The organism is Phytopseudomonas daroniae, assembly GCF_004327275.1.
GTDB lineage: Bacteria > Pseudomonadota > Gammaproteobacteria > Pseudomonadales > Pseudomonadaceae > Aquipseudomonas > Aquipseudomonas daroniae.
Genome location: NZ_QJUJ01000003.1, coordinates 584,588 through 604,101, shown reverse-complemented (window position 1 = coordinate 604,101; position 19,514 = coordinate 584,588). Strand labels below are relative to the sequence as shown.

Sequence of the window (19,514 nt, the reverse complement as noted above, 5' to 3'; positions counted from 1 at the left end):
GGTCCCCTGCTTTCTCCCGTAGGACGTATGCGGTATTAGCGTCCCTTTCGAAACGTTGTCCCCCACTAATAGGCAGATTCCTAGGCATTACTCACCCGTCCGCCGCTGAATCAGGGAGCAAGCTCCCGTCAACCGCTCGACTTGCATGTGTTAGGCCTGCCGCCAGCGTTCAATCTGAGCCATGATCAAACTCTTCAGTTCAATACTGCTTGGGTTTTGAGAAAACCCTAAACTTGGCTCAGCAATCGCAAACCCCTCAAAAAGAAGGGAAACTCTCGAATTCACGAGTGTTTACTTGTGATGCTGATAATCTTGCGATCACTCAGTCTTAACCCACAAGCACCCACACGAATTGCTTGATTCAGTTGTTAAAGAACGTTTGGTTAAGTCTTTCGTCTCAACCGAGGCGCGCATCTTACAGCAGCCTCATTTCCTGTCAAGCTGTTTTTGAAGAACTTTTTCTTTCTTCTCAACACCTTGCAGCACCCCACCAGACCATCTTCTCTCCAGCGGGAGGCGCATTCTACAGCGTTACAAACCGCTGTCAACCACCTCTTCAACCGCTTTCGATCCAACCTGATCGAGCCATCAACAGTGCCACTCAAACCACCCTGTCGATGCCGGCGCATTCTACTCGAATTCGCCGTCCGTGCAACCTTTATTTTCGTCTAACTGCCTGATTAACAAGGAGTTTTCAGATCAGGCCGCGCCGGAAGTGGTGCGCATTATAGGCAACCTGGTTCTCAGGTCAACGGTTATTTACGCTTTATTCGGATTTCAGCGTAATCCGCGCAAAAGCCTTCTTGCCGGCCTGGCAAACATGGGTTGCGTCCAGCTTGAATACGAAGGAGCGGTCTACAACCTGACCATCCACCCGCACACCGCCAGAACCCAACAGGTCGCGAGCGACTGCGGCATTCTTGACCAGCCCTGCCTTATTAAGGAGGGCTGCAATCGGCATGTCCTCGGCAGAGGCAAGCTCGACCTCAGGCAGATCTTCCGGCAACTCGCCGTCCTTCATACGGTTACCGGCAGAACGATGCGCAGTGGCAGCGGCTTCTTCACCATGGAAACGCGCCACGATCTCTTCGGCCAGCTTGATCTTGATATCACGAGGATTGGCGCCGCCCTCGACATCCTTCTTGAACTGCTCGATTTCATCCATGGAACGGAAGCTCAGCAATTCGAAGTAGCGCCACATCAAGGCATCCGGCATGGAGACCAGCTTGTTGTACATGACGCCGGGCGCTTCCTGGATACCTATATAGTTACCCAGGGACTTGGACATCTTCTTCACGCCATCCAGACCTTCGAGCAGCGGCATGGTGACCACGCACTGAGAGGCCTGGCCGTATGCGCGCTGCAGCTCACGCCCCATCAGCAGGTTGAATTTCTGGTCAGTACCGCCCAACTCGACGTCGGCACACAGCGCCACGGAGTCGTAGCCCTGCACCAACGGGTAAAGGAACTCGTGAATGGCAATCGGCTGGTTGCCGGTGTAGCGCTTATCGAAGTCGTCACGCTCGAGCATGCGCGCCACGGTGTACTGCGAAGCCAGACGAATGAAGTCGGCAGGCGTCAGCTTGTCCATCCAGGTGGAGTTGAAGGCGACTTCGGTCTTCGCCGGATCAAGGATCTTGAATACCTGATTCTTGTAGGTTTCGGCGTTATCGAGAACCTGCTCACGAGTCAACGGAGGGCGAGTAGCGCTCTTGCCGCTCGGATCCCCGATCATGCCGGTGAAGTCACCGATCAGGAAAATCACCTGATGCCCCAGCTCCTGGAATTGACGCAGCTTATTAATAAGCACGGTATGCCCCAGGTGCAGGTCGGGCGCTGTCGGATCGAAGCCCGCCTTGATGCGCAGTGGCTCGCCGCGCTTGAGCTTCTCGATCAGCTCTGCCTCAACCAGGACTTCTTCCGCACCGCGCTTGATCAGCGCGAGCTGCTCTTCAACCGACTTCATAAGGGCTCACAATCACCGAATTCAAAAGGGAACCAACCATACAAGATCACGGACAAATGACAAGTTTTGCCCAGTGTAAAGCCGAAGGCACGCCAGCCATCACCTTCAGGGTTGCCTCGAGGTGGATTTGGTTATATTTTATACAGTTACTGCATATTCATTAGTTTCTTCTTTTTCCTCTTCATCTTTTCACTTCAAAAGCAGCCCTATGACCTCTACAACTAAAGCGCCGCCGCTCTATCCAAAAACCCACATCATCGCAGCGAGCGGCGTAGCCGCCCTGCTAAGTCTGGCCCTCCTGGTATTCCCCTCCCGGGAAGTAGAAGCGAAGAAAACCTACCTTAATCTGGACATGGATAACGGCTCGGAACAGGTTCAGCAGAACCTGCCGACGCCTTCGTCGGACGTTGCCATAGAGCAGCCATCCGCTGATTCGCCCTTTGCGCAAATAGAAAGCAGCAGCAACGACACGCAAAATGCAGAACAGGATGTCGAGCCACAAGTAGCCGAGCAACCGCCAGAAGATCCCCGCAAGCAAACCATTACAGTGGCCAATGGCGACACTCTTTCCACGGTGTTCAGCAAGGTCGGCCTTTCCGCCAATACCCTGCATGATGTGATCAATAGCAGCAAGGAAGCCAAGCAGTTCAGCCGCCTCAAAGTCGGCCAGGAACTGGAGTTCCTGCTGAGCGAAGACGGCCAACTGGAAAGCCTGCGCAGCAAACTCAGCGACCTGGAAAGCGTCAGCCTGAGCAAGACGGAAAAGGGTTATGACTTCAAGCGCGACCTGGTCAAACCGGATGTTCGTGATGCCTATGCTCACGGCGTGATCAACAGCTCGCTGTTCGTCTCCGCCAAGCAGGCTGGTCTGTCGCACAACCTGACCATGGATCTGGCCAACATTTTCGGTTACGACATCGACTTCGCCATGGACATTCGCCAGGGTGACGAATTCGAAGTCATCTACCAGGAGAAGGTGGTCAACGATAAGTCCGTCGGTACCGGCAATATTCTTTCCGCGCGCTTCACCAACCGTGGCAAGACCTATACCGCTGTGCGCTATACCGACAAGCAGGGCAACGTCAGTTACTACGACGCTGACGGCAATAGCATGCGCAAAGCATTCATCCGTACTCCGGTGGACTTTGCCCGTATCAGCTCGCGCTTCTCCAATGGTCGCAAACACCCGATCCTCAACAAGATCCGTGCACACAAGGGCGTGGATTACGCAGCGCCACGCGGTACGCCGATCAAGGCAGCCGGCGACGGCAAGGTCATCCTGGCAGGTCGTAAAGGCGGCTACGGTAATACCGTGGTGCTGCAGCACGGCAGCCGCTATCGCACCCTCTATGCGCACATGCAGGGTTTCGCCAAAGGCGTGCGTACCGGGGGTAGCGTCAAGCAAGGGCAGATCATCGGCTATATCGGCACCACCGGCCTGTCTACCGGGCCGCACCTGCACTATGAATTCCAGGTCAACGGCACTCACGTGGATCCGCTGAGCCAAAAGCTGCCGATGTCCGATCCTATCGCTCGCCAGGACAAGCAACGCTTCCTGCAGATGAGCAAGCCGCTGATGGCGCGCATGGATCAGGAAAAAGCCACCATGCTCGCGCTCAACAAGCACTAAGCCGATGCTCTACCTCGGTGTGATGTCCGGCACCAGCCTCGATGGGCTGGACATCGCCCTTATCGAACAAGGCGAGCACGCCAGGCTGCTCGCCCATCATTACCAAGCCCTCCCCGATTCGCTCCGTGAACAGTTGCTGGCACTCTGCAGCTCTGGCCCGGACGAACTCGCACGAGCCGCCCTTGCCGAGCAACAATGGGCGCAGCTCGTCGCAGACGGCGTACACCGCCTGCTGACCGAACAGCATCTGCAACCGCAGGCCATCCGCGCGATTGGCAGCCATGGCCAGACGGTGCGCCATGAACCGGCGCGGGGTTTCACCATCCAGATCGGCAATGCCGCGCTTCTGGCCGAACTCACCGGTATCACCGTAGTGGCCGATTTTCGCCGCCGGGATGTCGCAGCAGGCGGTCAGGGTGCTCCACTGGTGCCGGCCTTTCACGAGGCGCTGTTCGCCAGCCCAGGCACGGCGCGGGCGATTCTGAATGTGGGCGGTTTCAGCAACCTGAGCCTGCTGGAAGAAGGAAAGCCAGCGCTGGGTTTCGACTGTGGCCCCGGTAACGTATTGATGGACGCCTGGATTCACCATCATCAAGGACACGCCTATGACCGCGATGGTGCCTGGGCTGCCAGCGGCCAGGTACAGGAAGGTTTGCTCAGGGCACTGCTCAACGACCCCTTCTTCCAGGCCACCGGTCCGAAAAGCACGGGTCGTGAACTGTTCAACCTGCCATGGCTGATGCAGCAACTGGAAAAACATCCGGCATATAAAGCAGAGGATGTACAGGCAACGCTGCTCGAGCTGACAGCAACGAGCATCATCACCTCACTGCAACAGGCTCAACCGAACTGCAGCGAATTGCTGGTCTGTGGTGGTGGCGCCCACAACAAGGCATTGATCGACCGCCTGCAAACACTGCTACCCGGCTCGACGGTCAGCAGCACAGGCGATCATGGCGTACCGGCTGACTGGGTGGAGGCCATGGCATTCGCCTGGCTTGCCCACTGCTGCCTCAATGGCATTCCCGGCAATCGCCCGGAAGTCACGGGGGCGCGCGGGTTACGGGTGCTTGGTGCGATCTACCCGGCCTGAACCCGGCAACCAGAACGAAAAACGCCGCGCATCTGCGCGGCGTTTTCAGTAGGGCAAGGCTTAGATCGAGAACGACGAGCCGCAACCACAGGTCGTGGTCGCATTGGGATTCTTGATCACGAAGCGCGAACCCTCCAGGCCTTCCTGATAGTCCACCTCGGCGCCCACCAGATACTGAAAGCTCATCGGGTCGACCACCAGGCTGACGCCCTCGCGCTCGATGATGGTGTCATCCTCGGCAACGTCTTCATCGAAGGTGAAACCGTACTGGAACCCGGAGCAGCCGCCGCCGGTGACGAATACCCGCAGCTTCAGGCGCGGATTGCCCTCTTCATCAACCAGGCTCTTAACCTTGCTTGCCGCCCCTTGCGTGAATTGCATAGCTGCTGTGGGGGTGAAGGTTTCGACGCTCATGTTTTTCTCCCGGCGCCAGGCGCCATACTGCGATGTAGCGCTATATTATCCGCTTACCCTAGAAAAGCGGTCAACTATTGTACGTCGCCCAAGCTTTCTGGTAGCTCCAACGGTCTGCCCTGCTCCGTGATCGGCCACAAGCCGCCCTCGACTTGCGCGCCCCTGGCCATTTCCATCAGGCCGTAATAGAGATTACCGCGCACCCGGGCTCGAGGGCCCAGTTCGACGTGCTGGCTGGCGTAGACATCGCCGATGATCTCGCCATCTATCACTACATGGGGGGCGCGCACTTCACCTTCAACCTGCCCGTCGACACTCACCCGCACCAGACCTTCTCCGGTGAGGATATTGCCGAGTACCTTACCGTCGACCTGTACGGCGCCCTGAAACTCAAGATCACCGCGAAACGCCGCGCCAGCCGCGATCAGACTGGTCTTGCCAGTGAAACGCTGCATATCTGTCTTGCCCTTGCCTTTATTCCACATCGCGAACCATCACTTATCCGTCAGCCCATTCAATTTGACGCTCGACGGGCTTACCACCCTCGACATCGGCCTTGATACGTATCTGTTGCGGCTCGAACCCTTCGGGTAGCCGCAGCTCGCCGAGGCGCCCACCTTCTGGAATCGCTTGCAGATGCTTGAAGGCGAACGGAATCGACTGCTCCGTCGAGCCGCTCGGCAGATCGCTGCTCAATTGCGACAGCTGAAGGCTTGCCGCCTTGCCCGCCTGACGTCCTTCCACTTGCACGTGCAAACGCCCCTGCATGGGCTTGTCATCCTTGCCAACGCGACTGAGCATGATCTTGAAGCGGAACAAACCCGCTTCCTCGGTGGGGTGAATGTCGAAGGTACGAATAAGTACCCCGTCAGCCCTGCTATCCGGCGCCAGCACACCTTTATAAAAGGCCAATTCCTGCTGCTGCTTGAAGATCTGTTCTTCCAGCAGCTTGATGGTCAGGCGACTCTGCTCATTGGACTGCTGCGCCAGTTGCTCGCCACTGCTCAACACTGCCATCCGCTGGCGCAGTTCGTCCAACTCCCGCGACTGCTCGTCGAGCCGAGCCTGCATCGCCTGCGCCTTGACGTCCTGCTCCTGCATCGCCCTGGCCTGCCACCAACTCCCCAGGTAAAAAGTGCTGGGCACGGCCATCAACAAGAGGATGAGCGCGACACGAAGACGCCGCTCATGCGAGCGATTGCTGGGGCGGACTTCCCAGCCCGACATCAGGCACGCCACCTGCGCGTGCCGCAGCAGCGGACAGGCAGTATCGTTGAAGTAAGGTGGGATGCGGGCATCGGGTGCCTCGGGGCATATGCACAAAGATGCCGATCATAAAGCCGCACCCGCCTGCGGCCAACCGTCTTGATGACTATTGAGCTCCTGAGCACTAGTATCGAGACACCTATCACCAAAAGGAACGGCAATGCTCTACCTGTGGATCAAAGCCCTACATATCGTCGCCATGGTCTGCTGGTTTGCCGGTCTGTTCTATCTGCCACGGCTGTTCGTATATCACGCCATGAGCGAGGATGCCCCAAGCCGCGAGCGCTTCAGCATCATGCAGCGCAAGCTGTACCGCGGCATCATGACGCCGGCGATGATTGCCACGCTGGTATTCGGCATAACCCTGCTGGTGCTGGTACCCGGCTGGATGAGCCAAGGCTGGATGCACGCCAAGCTGACGCTGGTGATACTGCTGGTCGGTTATCACCATGTCTGTGGCGCCATGTACAAGCGCCTGGCCCGTGGCGAGAACAACCGTAGCCACGTGTTCTATCGCTGGTTCAACGAAGTCCCGGTGTTGCTGCTGCTCGCCATCGTCATCCTGGTAGTAGTCAAACCGTTCTGACAACACGCCGCCAAGGAACCCCACCATGTCTCTGCCCGTTCTGCTGGAAAACCGCCTACGCTTGCCATTGGTCGCCGCCCCGATGTTTCTGGTCTCCAATCCGGCACTGGTGACGGCGTGCTGCAACAGCGGCATTGTCGGCAGTTTCCCGGCATTGAATCAGCGCGACAGCGCCGGCTTCGAGGCCTGGCTGGAGGAGATCGAAGCAGGCCTGCAAGAAGGCAGCGCACCTTACGCCGTCAACCTTATCGTCCACGCCAGCAACCCGCGCCTGGAACAGGATCTGGCCATCTGCGTAACCCATCGCGTACCAATCGTCATCACCAGCCTCGGCGCCGTGAAGGAGGTCGTCGACGCCGTACATGCTTATGGCGGCCTGGTGTTCCATGACGTCACCACCCGCCGTCATGCGGAGAAAGCGGCTGCGGCAGGTGTCGACGGGCTGATCGCCGTGGCAGCCGGAGCCGGCGGGCATGCCGGTGCCTGGAGTCCATTCGCGCTGATCGCGGAAATTCGCCAATTCTTCGACAAGACGGTGCTACTGGCAGGCAGCCTCAACCACGGCCATGAAATCCTCGCGGCGCAAATACTCGGTGCAGACCTGGCATACATGGGCACCCGCTTCGTCGCCACTCAGGAAAGTGCCGCGGCGCAGGACTACAAGCAGATGATCATCGAGGCCCATGCCAGCGATATCATCCACACCCCGGCAGTCTCCGGCGTACCCGCCAGCTTCATGCGTCAGAGCCTGGAGCAAGCGGGTTACGACATGCAGAACCTGCAAGGCCCCCATTCAGGCGCCAAACTCAAGCCGCTCGACCAGGAAGCCAAGGCATGGAAGACCGTATGGTCGGCCGGCCAGGGTGTAGGTGGAATCGATGACCTGCCCTCGGTAAGCGAGCTGATCACGCACCTGGATCGCGAGTACCAGCGAGCCCTAGCATCTAAGCTGTCCGCAAGCTGAGAACCACCACTCAGTGGCATGCGAAATAACCCCGCGCCACTTGCCGACGGCCAAACGGCGGGATAGGGTCTCTGCCAATTTTCTCCCGTGCAGACAAGGATGCGCGCATGAGCCAGCTCCGCTACAAGATCGTCTTCGATGGAAGCCTGATGCCTGACACCTCGATGGACACGGTCAAGGCCAATCTGGCCAGCCTGTTCAAGAGCGACCGCGCCCGCATCGACACACTGTTCGGCAGGGGGCCCATCGCCCTGAAGCGCGACCTGGCGGAAGACGAAGCCAACCAGTACCTGACCGTTCTGCAGCGTGCCGGCGCCCGAGCGCGCAAGGAGCCGGATCTGGCCGCAGCCCTGAGTCTGGTGGAAACGGATGAGGAGAAGGCTGCCAGCGCTCCGCCCCCAGCGCAGGCTTTGCAGTCGATGGATTGCCCGAAATGCGGCCACCAGCAGGACGCCGCGGCTGAATGCTCGGCCTGTGGCGTGATCATCGAGAAGTATCTGGCCCGCCAGGCGATTCTCGCCGAAAGCACGTTGGCGCAGCCGGCTCCGAACACATCAGAGGCCCAGCCCACACCCTATACGCCGCCCCGCGCCAATATCGACGCGCATGCTGGCCAGGTCGGCGAGCTGAAAGTCACCTCGTTCAGAGGGCGCATCGGTCGTATGCGCTACCTGGCCTGGTCGCTGGTGCTGATGTTCGCCTTCGCTGTCGTCATAGCCGCGCTGTCCGCCGTCACCCTGCTGTCGGAAACCCTGGGCGGTATTCTCATCATCGGCGCCAGTATCGGCATGCTGGTCATCAGCGTACAGATCGGCGTGCAGCGCCTGCACGACATGGGGTGGACTGGCTGGCTATGGCTGCTGAACCTGGTGCCGATCGTCAACAGCGTGTTCTGGATCATCATGTTGGTGGTACCCGGCACAGTCGGCAGCAATCGCTTCGGCCCGGAACCGCCACCCAACAGCCTGGCAGTCAATCTGCTGGCGGGCCTGTTTCTGGTGCTGATGATCGGTGGCCTATTGATGCTGTTCTTCAGCGGTTTCGCCATCCTGGCCATGTTCGGCATGTTCTTCGACCAGATGGTGAGCGGAACATAGGGCTATAGCCCCTCGCACTGTATTTATTTGTCCTGGCGACGTTGTCACTGCAGCACCGACAGGCCTGTTGCGGATAGGCTATACGCCCGTCATGGACAGTTTCAGGAGAGCACCATGTCCCGTTATGCCCTGGTCACGGGTGCTTCCAGTGGTATCGGCCTTGCCCTGGCCGAAGCGTTGGCACGCCGGGGGCGTAACCTGATTCTGGTCGCGCGCCAGCGCGACGCCCTGGAAAGCATCGCCGTTGAACTGACCCAGCGTTTTTCCGTCGAGGTACTGTTCCGGGTCTGCGACCTCAGTGAGCCGCTACAGCTTTCCGGGTTGCTGCATGAACTGGAACAGAACGGTCAGGTCATCGAGCTGCTGGTGAACAACGCCGGCCTCGGCAGTGCCGGCGCGTTCGTCGCTCAGGACTGGAGCCGCGAACAGGAGCTATTGGAGGTCAACGTGTTGGCACTGGCGCGCCTGTGTCACGCCATCGGTACGGTAATGGCCGGACGTGGGAGCGGGCAGATTCTCAATGTGGCTTCGGTGGTCGCCTTCCAGCCGGGACCGTGGATGAGCAACTACTACGCGAGCAAGGCTTACGTACTGCATTTCTCCGAAGGTTTGCGCGAAGAGCTGCGACCTTATGGGGTCAAGGTGTCGGTGCTGTGCCCAGGGCCAACCCGCAGCGCGTTCTTTCGCAATGCCAGCCTCGACGCCAGTGCACTGGAAAACGGCAAATTGATGCTGAGCGCCGAAGAGGTCGCTCTTATCGCCGTACGTGGCCTGGAGAAAAACCGCGCAATCATCATTCCCGGTTGGCGTAACCGCCTGCTGAGCCTGGCACCACGGTTCTTCCCACGGCTGCTGGTGCGCCGCTTCGCGGCACGGCTTAACCGACGCTTTGGCCGCGCCTGATCCGCTCAGTCAGTTCGCGCTGACCGTACGCCCGCGCGCCCATGCACGCAGCTCCGCCAGCGGTTCGGCCATGATCACCGACAAAGGTGACGTGGCCTGAATACCGCGCAGCAGCAATCCATGGTCGACCGATTGCTGCTGCGCCTGAGCGGCATACAGCGCGCTGACCACCACCTGTTCGATCTCCGCCCCGGAGAAACCGGCGCTGGCCGTGGCCAACTGGGCAAGGTCGAATGCAGAGGCGTCCAACTCGCGGCGTTGCAGGTGGATGCGGAAAATCTCCGCGCGGATTTCCGTCTCCGGCAGATCGACAAAGAACAGCTCATCGAAACGCCCTTTGCGAACCAGTTCCGGCGGCAGGCGACCGATGACGTTGGCAGTGGCGACCATGAACACCGATGACTTGCGCTCGGCCATCCAGGTCAGCAGCGTACCGAGTACCCGCTGGCTGACCCCGCCATCCTGATCACCACTGGCCAACCCCTTCTCGATTTCGTCGACCCACAACACGCAGGGCGACATCTGCTCGGCCAGCTTCAGTGCTTCACGCAGGTTGCGCTCGGTTTCTCCGAAGAACTTGTTGTACAGGCAGGCAAAATCCAGACGCAGCAGCGGCAAGCCCCACAAACCTGCCACTGCCTTGGCGGCGAGGCTCTTGCCCGAGCCCTGCACGCCAACCAGCAGCACGCCCTTGGGTAGGTCGACACCTTCACCTTCGAAGAAAATCCGCTGCCGCTCGCCGAGCCAGCGCTTGAGATTGCTCAGGCCGCCGACATCGGCGAAGCGTGCGGTGTCGTACTCATAACTGAGCACACCATCGAGGTCGAGCAGTTCGAACTTGGCCTTGTTAAGTTCCGGCAAGTCTTCCTGGGTGATGGCACCATCGTCGCAAATCAGGTTGCGGGCCAGCACCCGCGCTTCGGCGTGACTCATGCCGCGCAGGTTCTTCACTACCTGCTGCAAAGTGCGATTATCGGTGCGCACGCGACGATTGCGGTTGCGCTCACTCCAGCGCGTGGCCTCGTCACGGACGATCCCCAGCAACTCGTCCTCGCTCGGCAGCGCCAGACTGAAGCGCGCGGCGTAACGCTGCACTTCCGGCGGCAACTTGCAGGCGTGGGAGACCAGCACCACGGTAGGCGCCTGGCTGCCATCGGCCATGGCGATTTCCTTGAGCAGGCGCACCAGCCGGGGATTGTCGACGAGGAAGGGATGCAGGTCGCAGAGCACGTAAAGACTTGCCTGAGGATCGGCCTTGATCAGGCGCAGCGCCGCCTCTGGTTCCTGGCTGCCACTCTCGGCGAAGGCCTCACCCGCAAAGCCCGCGCGCAGCAGTCCTTCGGTGATCGACCAGGTGAACAGGCCAAGGCCGCGGCGCACCGCCAGGCTGGTCAAGGTCTCCAATACCCGGCGTTCATCCCATGATTCGATGAGTACCAGTTTGACCTTGGAATCCAGAACCAACCCCAGATCGTGAATATCGTTCTTCACAGCAGCTCCTTATGCCCCAGAGGCAACTCAATACTCCCGCCCATAGCGACGCCGGGCAAGCACTGGATACATAACAGGAGATGCAGGACACGTTTGCGGATCGATGCCGCCGCCAGCCCGCCGAACACGACAGACCATTTGCGGTAAACTGCCCGTTCATGTCCTCGCCGGAGAAGCTCCATGGCCAACGACCGCCATTATTCGCCCGTCGACCGCCTGCTGCTGCAAGCCGATATGGCGCTGCGTACGCTGCTGCCCTTCAGCGGCCAACCGAGTCGCCCCTCGCCTGCCATCGTCGAACCCGAAGCAGAGCTCGATGAGCAGCAAACCCGCCACATCGCGGGCCTGATGCGCATCAACCATACCGGGGAAGTCTGCGCTCAAGCGCTATACCAGGGACAGGCACTAACCGCCAAGCTGCCGCGGGTTCGCGCGGCCATGGAGCATGCGGCGGATGAGGAAGTCGATCATCTGGCCTGGTGCGAACAACGCATTCGCCAGTTGGGTAGCCACCCGAGCGTGCTGAATCCGCTGTTCTACGGATTGTCGTTCGGCGTTGGCGCCGTGGCCGGTCTGGTCAGCGACCGGGTCAGCCTGGGTTTCGTCGCGGCGACCGAGGATCAGGTGGTCAAGCACCTGGAAGAACACCTGGAGCAGATCCCCGAAGAGGACGGCAAATCCAGAGCCATCCTCGAACAGATGCGTAACGATGAGCAGGAACACGCCAACAGTGCACTGGACGCCGGTGGCGCGCGCTTTCCGGCGCCGGTCAAGCTGGGCATGACGCTGCTATCCAAGGTCATGACCAAGACCGCCTACCGGATTTGACCAAAGGGCGATCCATGGATCGCCCTTTTGCTTCAAGCACCCAGTTCGACGATTTCGTAATCGTGAGTGATTTCCACGCCGGCACGGCCCAGCATGATCGAGGCCGAACAGTACTTCTCGGCAGACAGCTCCACCGCACGCTTGACCTGGGCCTCTTTCAGACCGCGCCCCTTCACCACGAAATGCAGGTGGATCCTGGTGAAGACCTTGGGATCCTCGGTCGCACGCTCGGCTTCGAGAAACGCCTCACAGCTTTCAACCGGCTGGCGGGATTTCTTGAGGATGCTCACCACATCGAAATTGCTGCAGCCACCCAGGCCGATCAGCAACATCTCCATAGGGCGCACACCCAGATTGCGGCCGCCATTTTCCGGCGGCCCGTCCATCACGACTACGTGACCGCTGCCTGACTCGCCTAGAAACAGCGCTTCGCCTGCCCATTGAACGCGCGCTTTCATCGGTGCTGCTCCTTTGCTGAAAGGCTGGAAGCTTATCACAGGGTGGCTTTTCCAACGGCAGCGGTAGATGCTGCTATGGTTCTCAGGCGGAACGTGCCATGCCTCACAAAACAGACCGTCGGCAGGTATCACCTGTCCATGATGATGCCGAATTAGTGGCACAATCATTGACTTCAAGGTACGACACCGTTTGATAAGAACAAGATACTCAACCAGAGCGCTACCGACTCCAACGTATTGCATGCATCATCTTCTGCTGAAAATGTAAGGCTCCTTTGCTTTCATGGCGAGGCCAAGCATTTCCCGCACTAGAGCTGGCATCTGCCTTGCGAGATAGTCAAGCACTTGGGTCTGGACAGCGTCACCTACTTACGCCTGTCACAGGCTTATTTTTCTATATTCGGGACTCAGGCATGGTCGCTATTACCCTTACCCCCAAAGTCAAAAACCTCGACAAACTTCTCGCTCATTGTCATCGCCGTCGCTATACGGCCAAGAGCACCATCATTTATGCAGGTGATCGCAGCGAAACTCTGTATTTCATCGTCAAGGGTTCGGTCACCATCCTGATCGAAGACGATGATGGCCGCGAGATGATCATCGCCTACCTCAACCCGGGAGACTTCTTCGGCGAGATGGGTCTGTTTGGCAAGGATGGCGTGGAGAAGGAGCGCAGCGCCTGGGTTCGGGCCAAGACCGAATGCGAAGTCGCGGAACTGAGCTATACCAAGTTCCGCGAACTGACCCAGCAGGATCCGGACATCCTCTTCGCCCTGGGCACGCAGATGGCCGAGCGACTGCGCAACACCACCCGCAAGGTGGGTGATCTGGCATTTCTCGATGTCACCGGTCGCGTTGCCCGTACCCTGCTCGACCTTTGCAAACAGCCGGATGCGATGACCCACCCGGATGGCATGCAGATCAAGATCACCCGCCAGGAAATCGGCCGCATCGTTGGCTGCTCGCGAGAGATGGTCGGCCGTGTACTCAAAGCCCTGGAAGAACAGGGCCTGGTGCACGTCAAAGGCAAGACCATGGTGGTGTTCGGCACCCGCTGAACGTCCGGGCTCGAAGTGCTCAACGGCCCGACATGCCTGCATGTCGGGCCGCTGCTTTTTCAGGCCTTGGCGGCGACGGTCAATGGCTCGAACTCGGGCCGCTTGATCAACGCGTAGACCACGCCGGTCACCAGACTGCCCGCTACGATAGCCAGCAGATACAGCAGTGCATGATTGATCGCATTAGGGATCAGCAGCACGAACAACCCGCCGTGTGGCGCCATCAGCTTGCAACCGAAGTACATCGATAGCGCACCGGTCAGTGCGCCACCGGCGATGCTCGCCGGAATGACCCGCAGCGGATCCTTTGCCGCGAAGGGGATCGCCCCCTCGGAGATGAAGCACAGCCCCAGTATGCCTGCCGCCTTGCCCGCCTCGCGCTCGGTCTGGTTGAACTTGCGGCGTGCCAGAACGGTGGCGATGGCCATGCCGATGGGCGGCACCATGCCGGCGGCCATGGTCGCGGCCATCGGCGCATAGCTCTGCGATGCCAGCAGGCCAACGGAAAACGCATAGGCCGCCTTGTTGATCGGCCCACCAAGATCCACACACATCATGCCGCCAAGCAGCAGGCCGAGCAGGATAGCGTTGGTGGTGCCCATGTTCTGCAGGAAGACTTCCAGCGCCGCCATGATCCCGGCGACCGGGGTGCCGATCACATAGATCATCGCCAGGCCCGTGACCAAGCTGGCCAGTAACGGTATCAGCAGGATCGGCTTCAGCGCCTCGACGCTCTGTGGCAGGCGCAACCAGCGATTCAGGCCTTTGGCCAGATAACCGGCCAGGAAGCCAGCAATGATGCCACCCAGGAAACCGGTATCGAGGGCACTGGCCAACATGCCACCGATCATCCCGGGCGCCAGCCCCGGACGGTCAGCGATCGAGTAGGCGATGTAACCGGCCAGCACCGGAATCATCAGGGCGAAAGCCGCTTCGCCACCGATCTTCATCAGCGCGGCAGGCAGGGTGCCCTCCTGCTTGAACGCCTCGATACCGAACACGAAGGACAAGGCGATCAACAGCCCCCCGGCTACCACCATCGGCAACATGAACGACACGCCAGTCAGCAGGTGCTTGTAGGGGCCGCTCTTGCTGCCGGCCTTGCCGGTCTCAGCATTCTGGAGCTGCCCTGCTGCACCCTGTAGCGGCACACCCTCGGCCAGAGCCTTCTGCAGGGTTTGCTTCGGTTGTTTCAAGGCGACGCCGGTTCCGCAGCGATAGACTTTCTTGCCAGCGAAACGCTCGGTCTCGACTTCGATATCGGTGGCCAACAGCACCACATCGGCGGCGGCGATGCTTGCATCATCGAGCAGGTTTCGCGCGCCGACCGAACCTCGGGTTTCCACCTTCAGTTCGAACCCCAATTGCTCGGCAGCCTGCTGCAGCGCTTCGGCCGCCATGAAGGTGTGGGCAACGCCCGTCGGGCACGCGGTGATCGCCACAAGTTTCGGCTTGCCAGCCGAGTCAGCGACCACCGGCGCAGCGTTTTCCAGAACCTGCGCCTGCTCGGCAGCGGCCAGCAGAAACTGCCGTGGATCCGTCAGCGCCTCGGACGGCGTGGACTGCACCACGCGCTTGCCGACGAAACGCTGCAGATCCAGCTCACCAGTCTTGACCACCAGCACCAGTTCGGCCGCCGCGATATCGGTTTCGCTCAGAGGCGAACCGATCGCCCTGGGGTCATGCACTTCAACCTGAGTCGACCAGCCCAGCCGCTGGGCCGCCGCCTGCAGCAAGCGCGAGCACAGTACGCTGGTGACCTGGCCGTTGGGACAGGCGGTAATGATCAGCACATTCATTGCAACGACCTCTTGTTATTGTTTCGGCGTCACAGCCACCGCCGCTTCCAGGCGGGCGAGCTGTTGCCGATCGTGAATACCGAAACCGATTTGCGTGACCGCCTGGGCGGCAACCGCCGTGGCCAGGCGCAGCGTGCGCTCGGCCGGCCAGCCACTGAGAAGACCGTGCAAGGTGGCAGCAAGCAACGAATCGCCGGCGCCAACGGTACTGACCACATCGACATGCGGCGGCTGGGCATGCAGGACGCCATGGGGGCCGAACCAGTCCGCCCCTTGAGAACCGCGGGAGAGCAACACATGCTCGATGCCCGCTTCACGCAACTCGCGGATGGCGTCATCGAGGCGTTCGGAAGACGCCGACGCCAGGCCGCAGGCCTCGGCCAGCTCTTCTTCATTGGGTTTGATCAACCAGGGCGTGACTGTCAGCCCAGCACGCAAGGCCGCACCGCTGGTGTCCAGCGCCAGCGGCAAGCCGAGCGCCACCAGGCGGCGCAACAGAGCGCTGAACCATTCGACCGACACACCGCGCGGCAGACTGCCGGCAACGACGACAGCGTCATGTCCCACGGCGATCTGCTCCAGCTGATCCAGCAGTTGCCGCTGGTGCGCCGCATCGACTTCCGGCCCGGGGCCGTTGAGATCGGTGACGCAGCCGTCACGCTCGGCCAGCTTGATGTTGCTGCGAGTCTCGCCGGGCACTCGCACAAAAGCGTCGATGAAACCGCTGCGGTGGAACAACTGCTCGAACGGCGCGGCATTGGCCTTGCCGAGAAAGCCGCTGACTGTGACTTTGTGACCGAGATCCGCCAGCACCTGGGATACGTTCAGGCCCTTGCCCGCGGCGTGAGTGGTCATGCCCAGGCTGCGGTTGACCGCTCCGGGTTGCAGGGTGTCGAGGCTGACGGTCAGATCCAGCGCCGGGTTCAGGGTCAGAGCGAGGATGCGGGCCATCAGTGCGTCTCCTCGATCAGGGCGCGCACTGCAGCGGCACTGCCCAGCGCCAGGGCCTGCTGCGCCTGCACCTGGCTGTGCTGCATATCCAGCTCGCGCACACGCGCCTTGACCAGCGGGATACTGCGCACTGCGACACTCAATTCATCGACCCCCAAACCGACCAGCAGCGGAATGGCGAGCATGTCGGCCGCCAGCTCACCGCAAACGCCCACCCATTTGCCTTCGGCATGGGCGGCATCGACGGTCATGCCGATCAACCGCAGTACCGAGGGATGCAAGCCGTCCGCCTGGGCCGACAGAGTCGGATGGCCACGGTCGATGGCCAGGGTGTACTGGGTCAGGTCGTTGGTGCCGATACTGAAGAAGTCCACCTCGCGGGCCAGCACCGGCGCCAGCAGGGCGGCGGATGGCACTTCGATCATGATGCCCAGTTGCAGGTCGCCCAGCGGAATTTCCTGACGCAACCTCTCGACCATTTCACGTGCCGCGCGCCACTCTTCGATCTGCCCGACCATCGGGAACATGATGCGCAATGGCCGACCATCCGCCGCCTGCAGCAAGGCACGCAGCTGGGTTTCCATGATGTCTGGGCGCTGCAGGGTCAGGCGTATGCCGCGCACACCGAGGAAGGGGTTTTCTTCCTCCGGCATCGGCCAGTAAGGCAAGGGTTTGTCGCCGCCGACATCCAGGGTGCGCACCACCAGCGGACGGCCTTGCAAAGCATCGAGTACACGCCGGTATTCGGCCTCCTGGGTCGCCACGTCCGGAGCCTGGGAGTGATCCATGAATACCAGCTCGGTGCGCAGCAAGCCCACCGCCTCGGCACCCAGCTCGACCGCTGCTGCGGCTTCACCGCTGGCGCCGATATTCACCGCCACCTCGACAGCATGACCATCACGGGTACGCGCCGGGTGCATGCGCTCGCCATGGGCGCGCTCGCGCCGCTGCTCGCTGGCCTGGCGTTCACGCTCGGCCTGCGCCAGGGTGGCATCGTCCGGAGCGACCCAGACCTGACCGCGGTCACCGTCGAGCAACAGCCGGGTACTCTGCTGCAAAGCCAGCAGGCCTTCGCCAGCACCGACCACACTGGGAATCCCAAGGGCGCGGGCAATGATCGCGCTGTGCGCGGTGGCACCACCACGAGCGGTGACGATACCGGCGACGCGCTGCCGGTCGAGGCTGGCGACATCCGAAGGGCCGACCTCGCCCATCACCAGAATGTAGGGCTCGGCCGGCTCCTGTGGCGCCTCGACGCCACACAGTTGCGCCAGCACACGGCGGCCGACATCACGCAGATCCGCGGCGCGCTCGGCCAGCAATGCATCGTGCAGGGACTCCTGCTGCGTTGCGGCCGCCTCGATCTCGCCGATCCACGCCGCCTGAGCGCTGGCGCCCGAGGTCAGCCGCGCATCGACATCCTCACGCAGCGCCGGATCACGCAGCATCGCCTGGTGGGTGACGAAGATGTCTCGCACGCTGGCTTCCTGGCTACGCTCGACCAGCCGCTGGATCTCGCCGTCGATATGCTGCAGGGCGGCCTCCAGGCGCTGGCGCTCGACGGCGACACCCTCACCCTGGGCGGGATAATCGAGACGCGGCATACGGCGCACAAACGCTGGACCGCTGGCGATACCGGGCGACGCCGCCACGGCCTGCAGACGCGCACCTGCAACTGGAGCCACGGGAGCCTCTACCGCCTCGGGCACAGCCGGACGGTCAACGACGAGCGCGGTTTGCTCTTCCGGCAGCGGCGCCACCTCTTCACCCAGGCCAGCGCGAACCGCCGCCTCGATGGCGGACAAGGCTTCCTCGGCAATCGCCGGCTCCGCACTGAACTCCAGCACCTGGCCACGTCGCGCGCCCAGTGCCAGTAGCTTGCTCAGGCTTTTGGCCGATACGGCCGCTACGGCGCCCTCGGCCAGGCGAACGCGGATATCGCCGCTGAAACCCTGCGCAATCTCGCTAAGCGTCTTGGCCGGACGAGCGTGCAAACCGTGGGCATTGGCCAGAGTGATGCGCAGCGCCGGCCAATCGGGGGGCAGCTCGGCGCCCAACGCTTCGAGCACGCCGCGGCTGGTAGTGGCTTGCGTCAACACATCGCCCTGTCCGGCAATCAGCAGATCACAGAGACGCTCGAGCACCTGACGATGCCCTTCACCCAGGCAGGCCAGGCAGAACAGCCCGGCGACAGGCTGGCCTGCCTGTTCCAGTGGCTGCGACGGGGTGACGAACGCCAGGCCAGGGCGCTCGACGCCCTGCTCGCTGCTCAACCACCACAGCCCGTTGCCCAGCGGCAGCGGCTCGCCTTGCACCAGGCTGCCGGCGAAACCGGCAGCGGTGCAGCCAGCCTTCTTCAGCAAACGGGCACCCTGCCAGGCCAGCTCGTCCAGATCCTCGGCATCGACGCCGAGGCCGACCAACTGACCGTCCAACGCCAACTCCTGAGGCGCGCCCTGCAGCAGCGCGAGAATGGTGTCTGCATCTCGGGCCTCACGTAACGCCTGACTCAGATCGCCCTCACCGAGCGCGCGAGTAAGCAGCTGCAGCAAACGCAGGTGCTCATCGGAGCGTGCCGCAATCGCGATGGCCAGGTACACGCACTGGCCATCGCCCCAGTCCACACCCTCAGGGTACTGGATCAAACGCATACCGGTCTGGAACACCTGATCGCGGGTTTCCGGCGTGCCATGGGGAATGGCGATACCCTGCCCCAGATAGGTCGAACCCTGCTGCTCGCGAGCCTGCATACCGTCCAGATAGCCAGCCGCAACCAGGCCGTCGGCGACCAGGCTGTCGGCCAGTTCGGCCAGCGCCTGTAGCTTGTCCGCGGCCTGTCGGCCCATCCGGATTTGCGAAGGGTGAAGTTCGAGCATGATGCTTCTCCTCGAGCAAGGCCGTCGCAGCGGGCAGCCTTGGCGGACATTCTTGTTAGCTTAGTCGACTCACTTGCTGAATCGTTTCATCTAGCGCTGGCACGTTACCTGATAATGGGTAATCCTTGAAGTCC

The 19,514-nt window shown here is 61.1% G+C and carries 17 protein-coding genes and 1 rRNA gene; 8 read left to right on the top strand and 10 right to left on the bottom strand.

The features are described from left to right. Both DNK10_RS10740 and tyrS read right to left on the bottom strand, forming a co-directional pair. Positions 1–201: ribosomal RNA gene (locus DNK10_RS10740) — 16S ribosomal RNA — on the bottom strand; the annotation flags it as partial. A gap of 565 nt (positions 202–766) precedes the next feature. Continuing rightward, positions 767–1,966, bottom strand: a complete 1,200-nt coding sequence (gene tyrS, locus DNK10_RS10730; RefSeq protein ID WP_131191535.1) for a tyrosine--tRNA ligase — start codon at positions 1,964–1,966, stop codon at positions 767–769. Positions 1,967–2,174: 208 nt separating this feature from the next. Here tyrS and DNK10_RS10725 point away from each other — a divergent pair, with 208 nt between their 5' ends. Together DNK10_RS10725 and DNK10_RS10720 are read left to right on the top strand one after the other, a co-directional pair. Then, the gene (locus tag DNK10_RS10725) at positions 2,175–3,596 is read left to right on the top strand and encodes a peptidoglycan DD-metalloendopeptidase family protein (RefSeq protein ID WP_131181053.1); all 1,422 of its coding nucleotides are present in this window, start codon (positions 2,175–2,177) and stop codon (positions 3,594–3,596) included. Between the two features lie 4 nt (positions 3,597–3,600). Beyond that, on the top strand, positions 3,601–4,689 hold the full coding sequence (locus DNK10_RS10720; RefSeq protein WP_131191534.1) for an anhydro-N-acetylmuramic acid kinase: 1,089 nt from the start codon (positions 3,601–3,603) through the stop codon (positions 4,687–4,689). A gap of 60 nt (positions 4,690–4,749) precedes the next feature. On the opposite strand, the gene erpA is transcribed toward DNK10_RS10720, so the two are convergent. From erpA to DNK10_RS10705, 3 genes are all read right to left on the bottom strand, one after another. Further along, entirely contained in the window at positions 4,750–5,103 is a 354-nt protein-coding gene (gene erpA / locus DNK10_RS10715) for an iron-sulfur cluster insertion protein ErpA (protein WP_131181051.1), read from the bottom strand. 74 nt (positions 5,104–5,177) lie between these two features. After that, on the bottom strand, positions 5,178–5,588 hold the full coding sequence (locus tag DNK10_RS10710) for a bactofilin family protein (protein WP_131191533.1): 411 nt from the start codon (positions 5,586–5,588) through the stop codon (positions 5,178–5,180). A gap of 13 nt (positions 5,589–5,601) precedes the next feature. Next, positions 5,602–6,330: a DUF6776 family protein gene (locus DNK10_RS10705; RefSeq protein ID WP_131191532.1), complete on the bottom strand. Its 729-nt coding sequence runs from the start codon at positions 6,328–6,330 to the stop codon at positions 5,602–5,604. A gap of 199 nt (positions 6,331–6,529) precedes the next feature. Between DNK10_RS10705 and hemJ the strand changes: the two genes are divergently transcribed. The 4 genes from hemJ to DNK10_RS10685 all read left to right on the top strand — a co-directional run bounded on the left by hemJ (position 6,530) and on the right by DNK10_RS10685 (position 9,919). Then, positions 6,530–6,955 (top strand): protoporphyrinogen oxidase HemJ, encoded by a 426-nt coding sequence (hemJ, locus tag DNK10_RS10700; protein ID WP_131181048.1) that lies wholly within the window; start codon positions 6,530–6,532, stop codon positions 6,953–6,955. A gap of 25 nt (positions 6,956–6,980) precedes the next feature. Further along, positions 6,981–7,919: an NAD(P)H-dependent flavin oxidoreductase gene (locus DNK10_RS10695; RefSeq protein WP_131191531.1), complete on the top strand. Its 939-nt coding sequence runs from the start codon at positions 6,981–6,983 to the stop codon at positions 7,917–7,919. Positions 7,920–8,026: 107 nt separating this feature from the next. Continuing rightward, on the top strand, positions 8,027–9,016 hold the full coding sequence (locus DNK10_RS10690; RefSeq protein WP_131191530.1) for a DUF805 domain-containing protein: 990 nt from the start codon (positions 8,027–8,029) through the stop codon (positions 9,014–9,016). A 114-nt stretch (positions 9,017–9,130) separates the two neighbouring features. After that, the gene (locus tag DNK10_RS10685; RefSeq protein ID WP_131181045.1) at positions 9,131–9,919 is read left to right on the top strand and encodes an SDR family NAD(P)-dependent oxidoreductase; all 789 of its coding nucleotides are present in this window, start codon (positions 9,131–9,133) and stop codon (positions 9,917–9,919) included. A gap of 9 nt (positions 9,920–9,928) precedes the next feature. Here DNK10_RS10685 and DNK10_RS10680 read toward each other — a convergent pair whose 3' ends face one another. Further along, on the bottom strand, positions 9,929–11,410 hold the full coding sequence (locus DNK10_RS10680) for an AAA family ATPase (RefSeq protein ID WP_131181044.1): 1,482 nt from the start codon (positions 11,408–11,410) through the stop codon (positions 9,929–9,931). 180 nt (positions 11,411–11,590) lie between these two features. Between DNK10_RS10680 and coq7 the strand changes: the two genes are divergently transcribed. Beyond that, positions 11,591–12,238: a 2-polyprenyl-3-methyl-6-methoxy-1,4-benzoquinone monooxygenase gene (coq7, locus tag DNK10_RS10675; protein WP_131191529.1), complete on the top strand. Its 648-nt coding sequence runs from the start codon at positions 11,591–11,593 to the stop codon at positions 12,236–12,238. 32 nt (positions 12,239–12,270) lie between these two features. On the opposite strand, the gene DNK10_RS10670 is transcribed toward coq7, so the two are convergent. After that, a complete protein-coding gene (locus tag DNK10_RS10670; protein ID WP_131191528.1) occupies positions 12,271–12,696 on the bottom strand; it encodes an OsmC family protein in 426 nt (141 codons plus the stop codon). A 413-nt stretch (positions 12,697–13,109) separates the two neighbouring features. On the opposite strand from DNK10_RS10670, the gene crp reads away from it, so the two are divergent. Continuing rightward, positions 13,110–13,754, top strand: a complete 645-nt coding sequence (gene crp, locus DNK10_RS10665; protein ID WP_131181041.1) for a cAMP-activated global transcriptional regulator CRP — start codon at positions 13,110–13,112, stop codon at positions 13,752–13,754. A 59-nt stretch (positions 13,755–13,813) separates the two neighbouring features. Here crp and DNK10_RS10660 read toward each other — a convergent pair whose 3' ends face one another. Genes DNK10_RS10660 through ptsP form a run of 3 tightly spaced genes read right to left on the bottom strand, consistent with a single transcriptional unit; the run spans position 13,814 to position 19,380 of the window. Further along, positions 13,814–15,553, bottom strand: coding sequence for a PTS fructose-like transporter subunit IIB (locus DNK10_RS10660; RefSeq protein WP_131191527.1), 1,740 nt, complete (start codon positions 15,551–15,553; stop codon positions 13,814–13,816). A 15-nt stretch (positions 15,554–15,568) separates the two neighbouring features. Continuing rightward, positions 15,569–16,504, bottom strand: coding sequence for a 1-phosphofructokinase (gene pfkB, locus DNK10_RS10655; protein WP_131191526.1), 936 nt, complete (start codon positions 16,502–16,504; stop codon positions 15,569–15,571). After that, on the bottom strand, positions 16,504–19,380 hold the full coding sequence (ptsP, locus tag DNK10_RS10650) for a phosphoenolpyruvate--protein phosphotransferase (protein WP_131191525.1): 2,877 nt from the start codon (positions 19,378–19,380) through the stop codon (positions 16,504–16,506). Before ptsP ends, pfkB begins: the two co-directional genes overlap by 1 nt. Between the last annotated feature and the right edge of the window lie 134 nt (positions 19,381–19,514).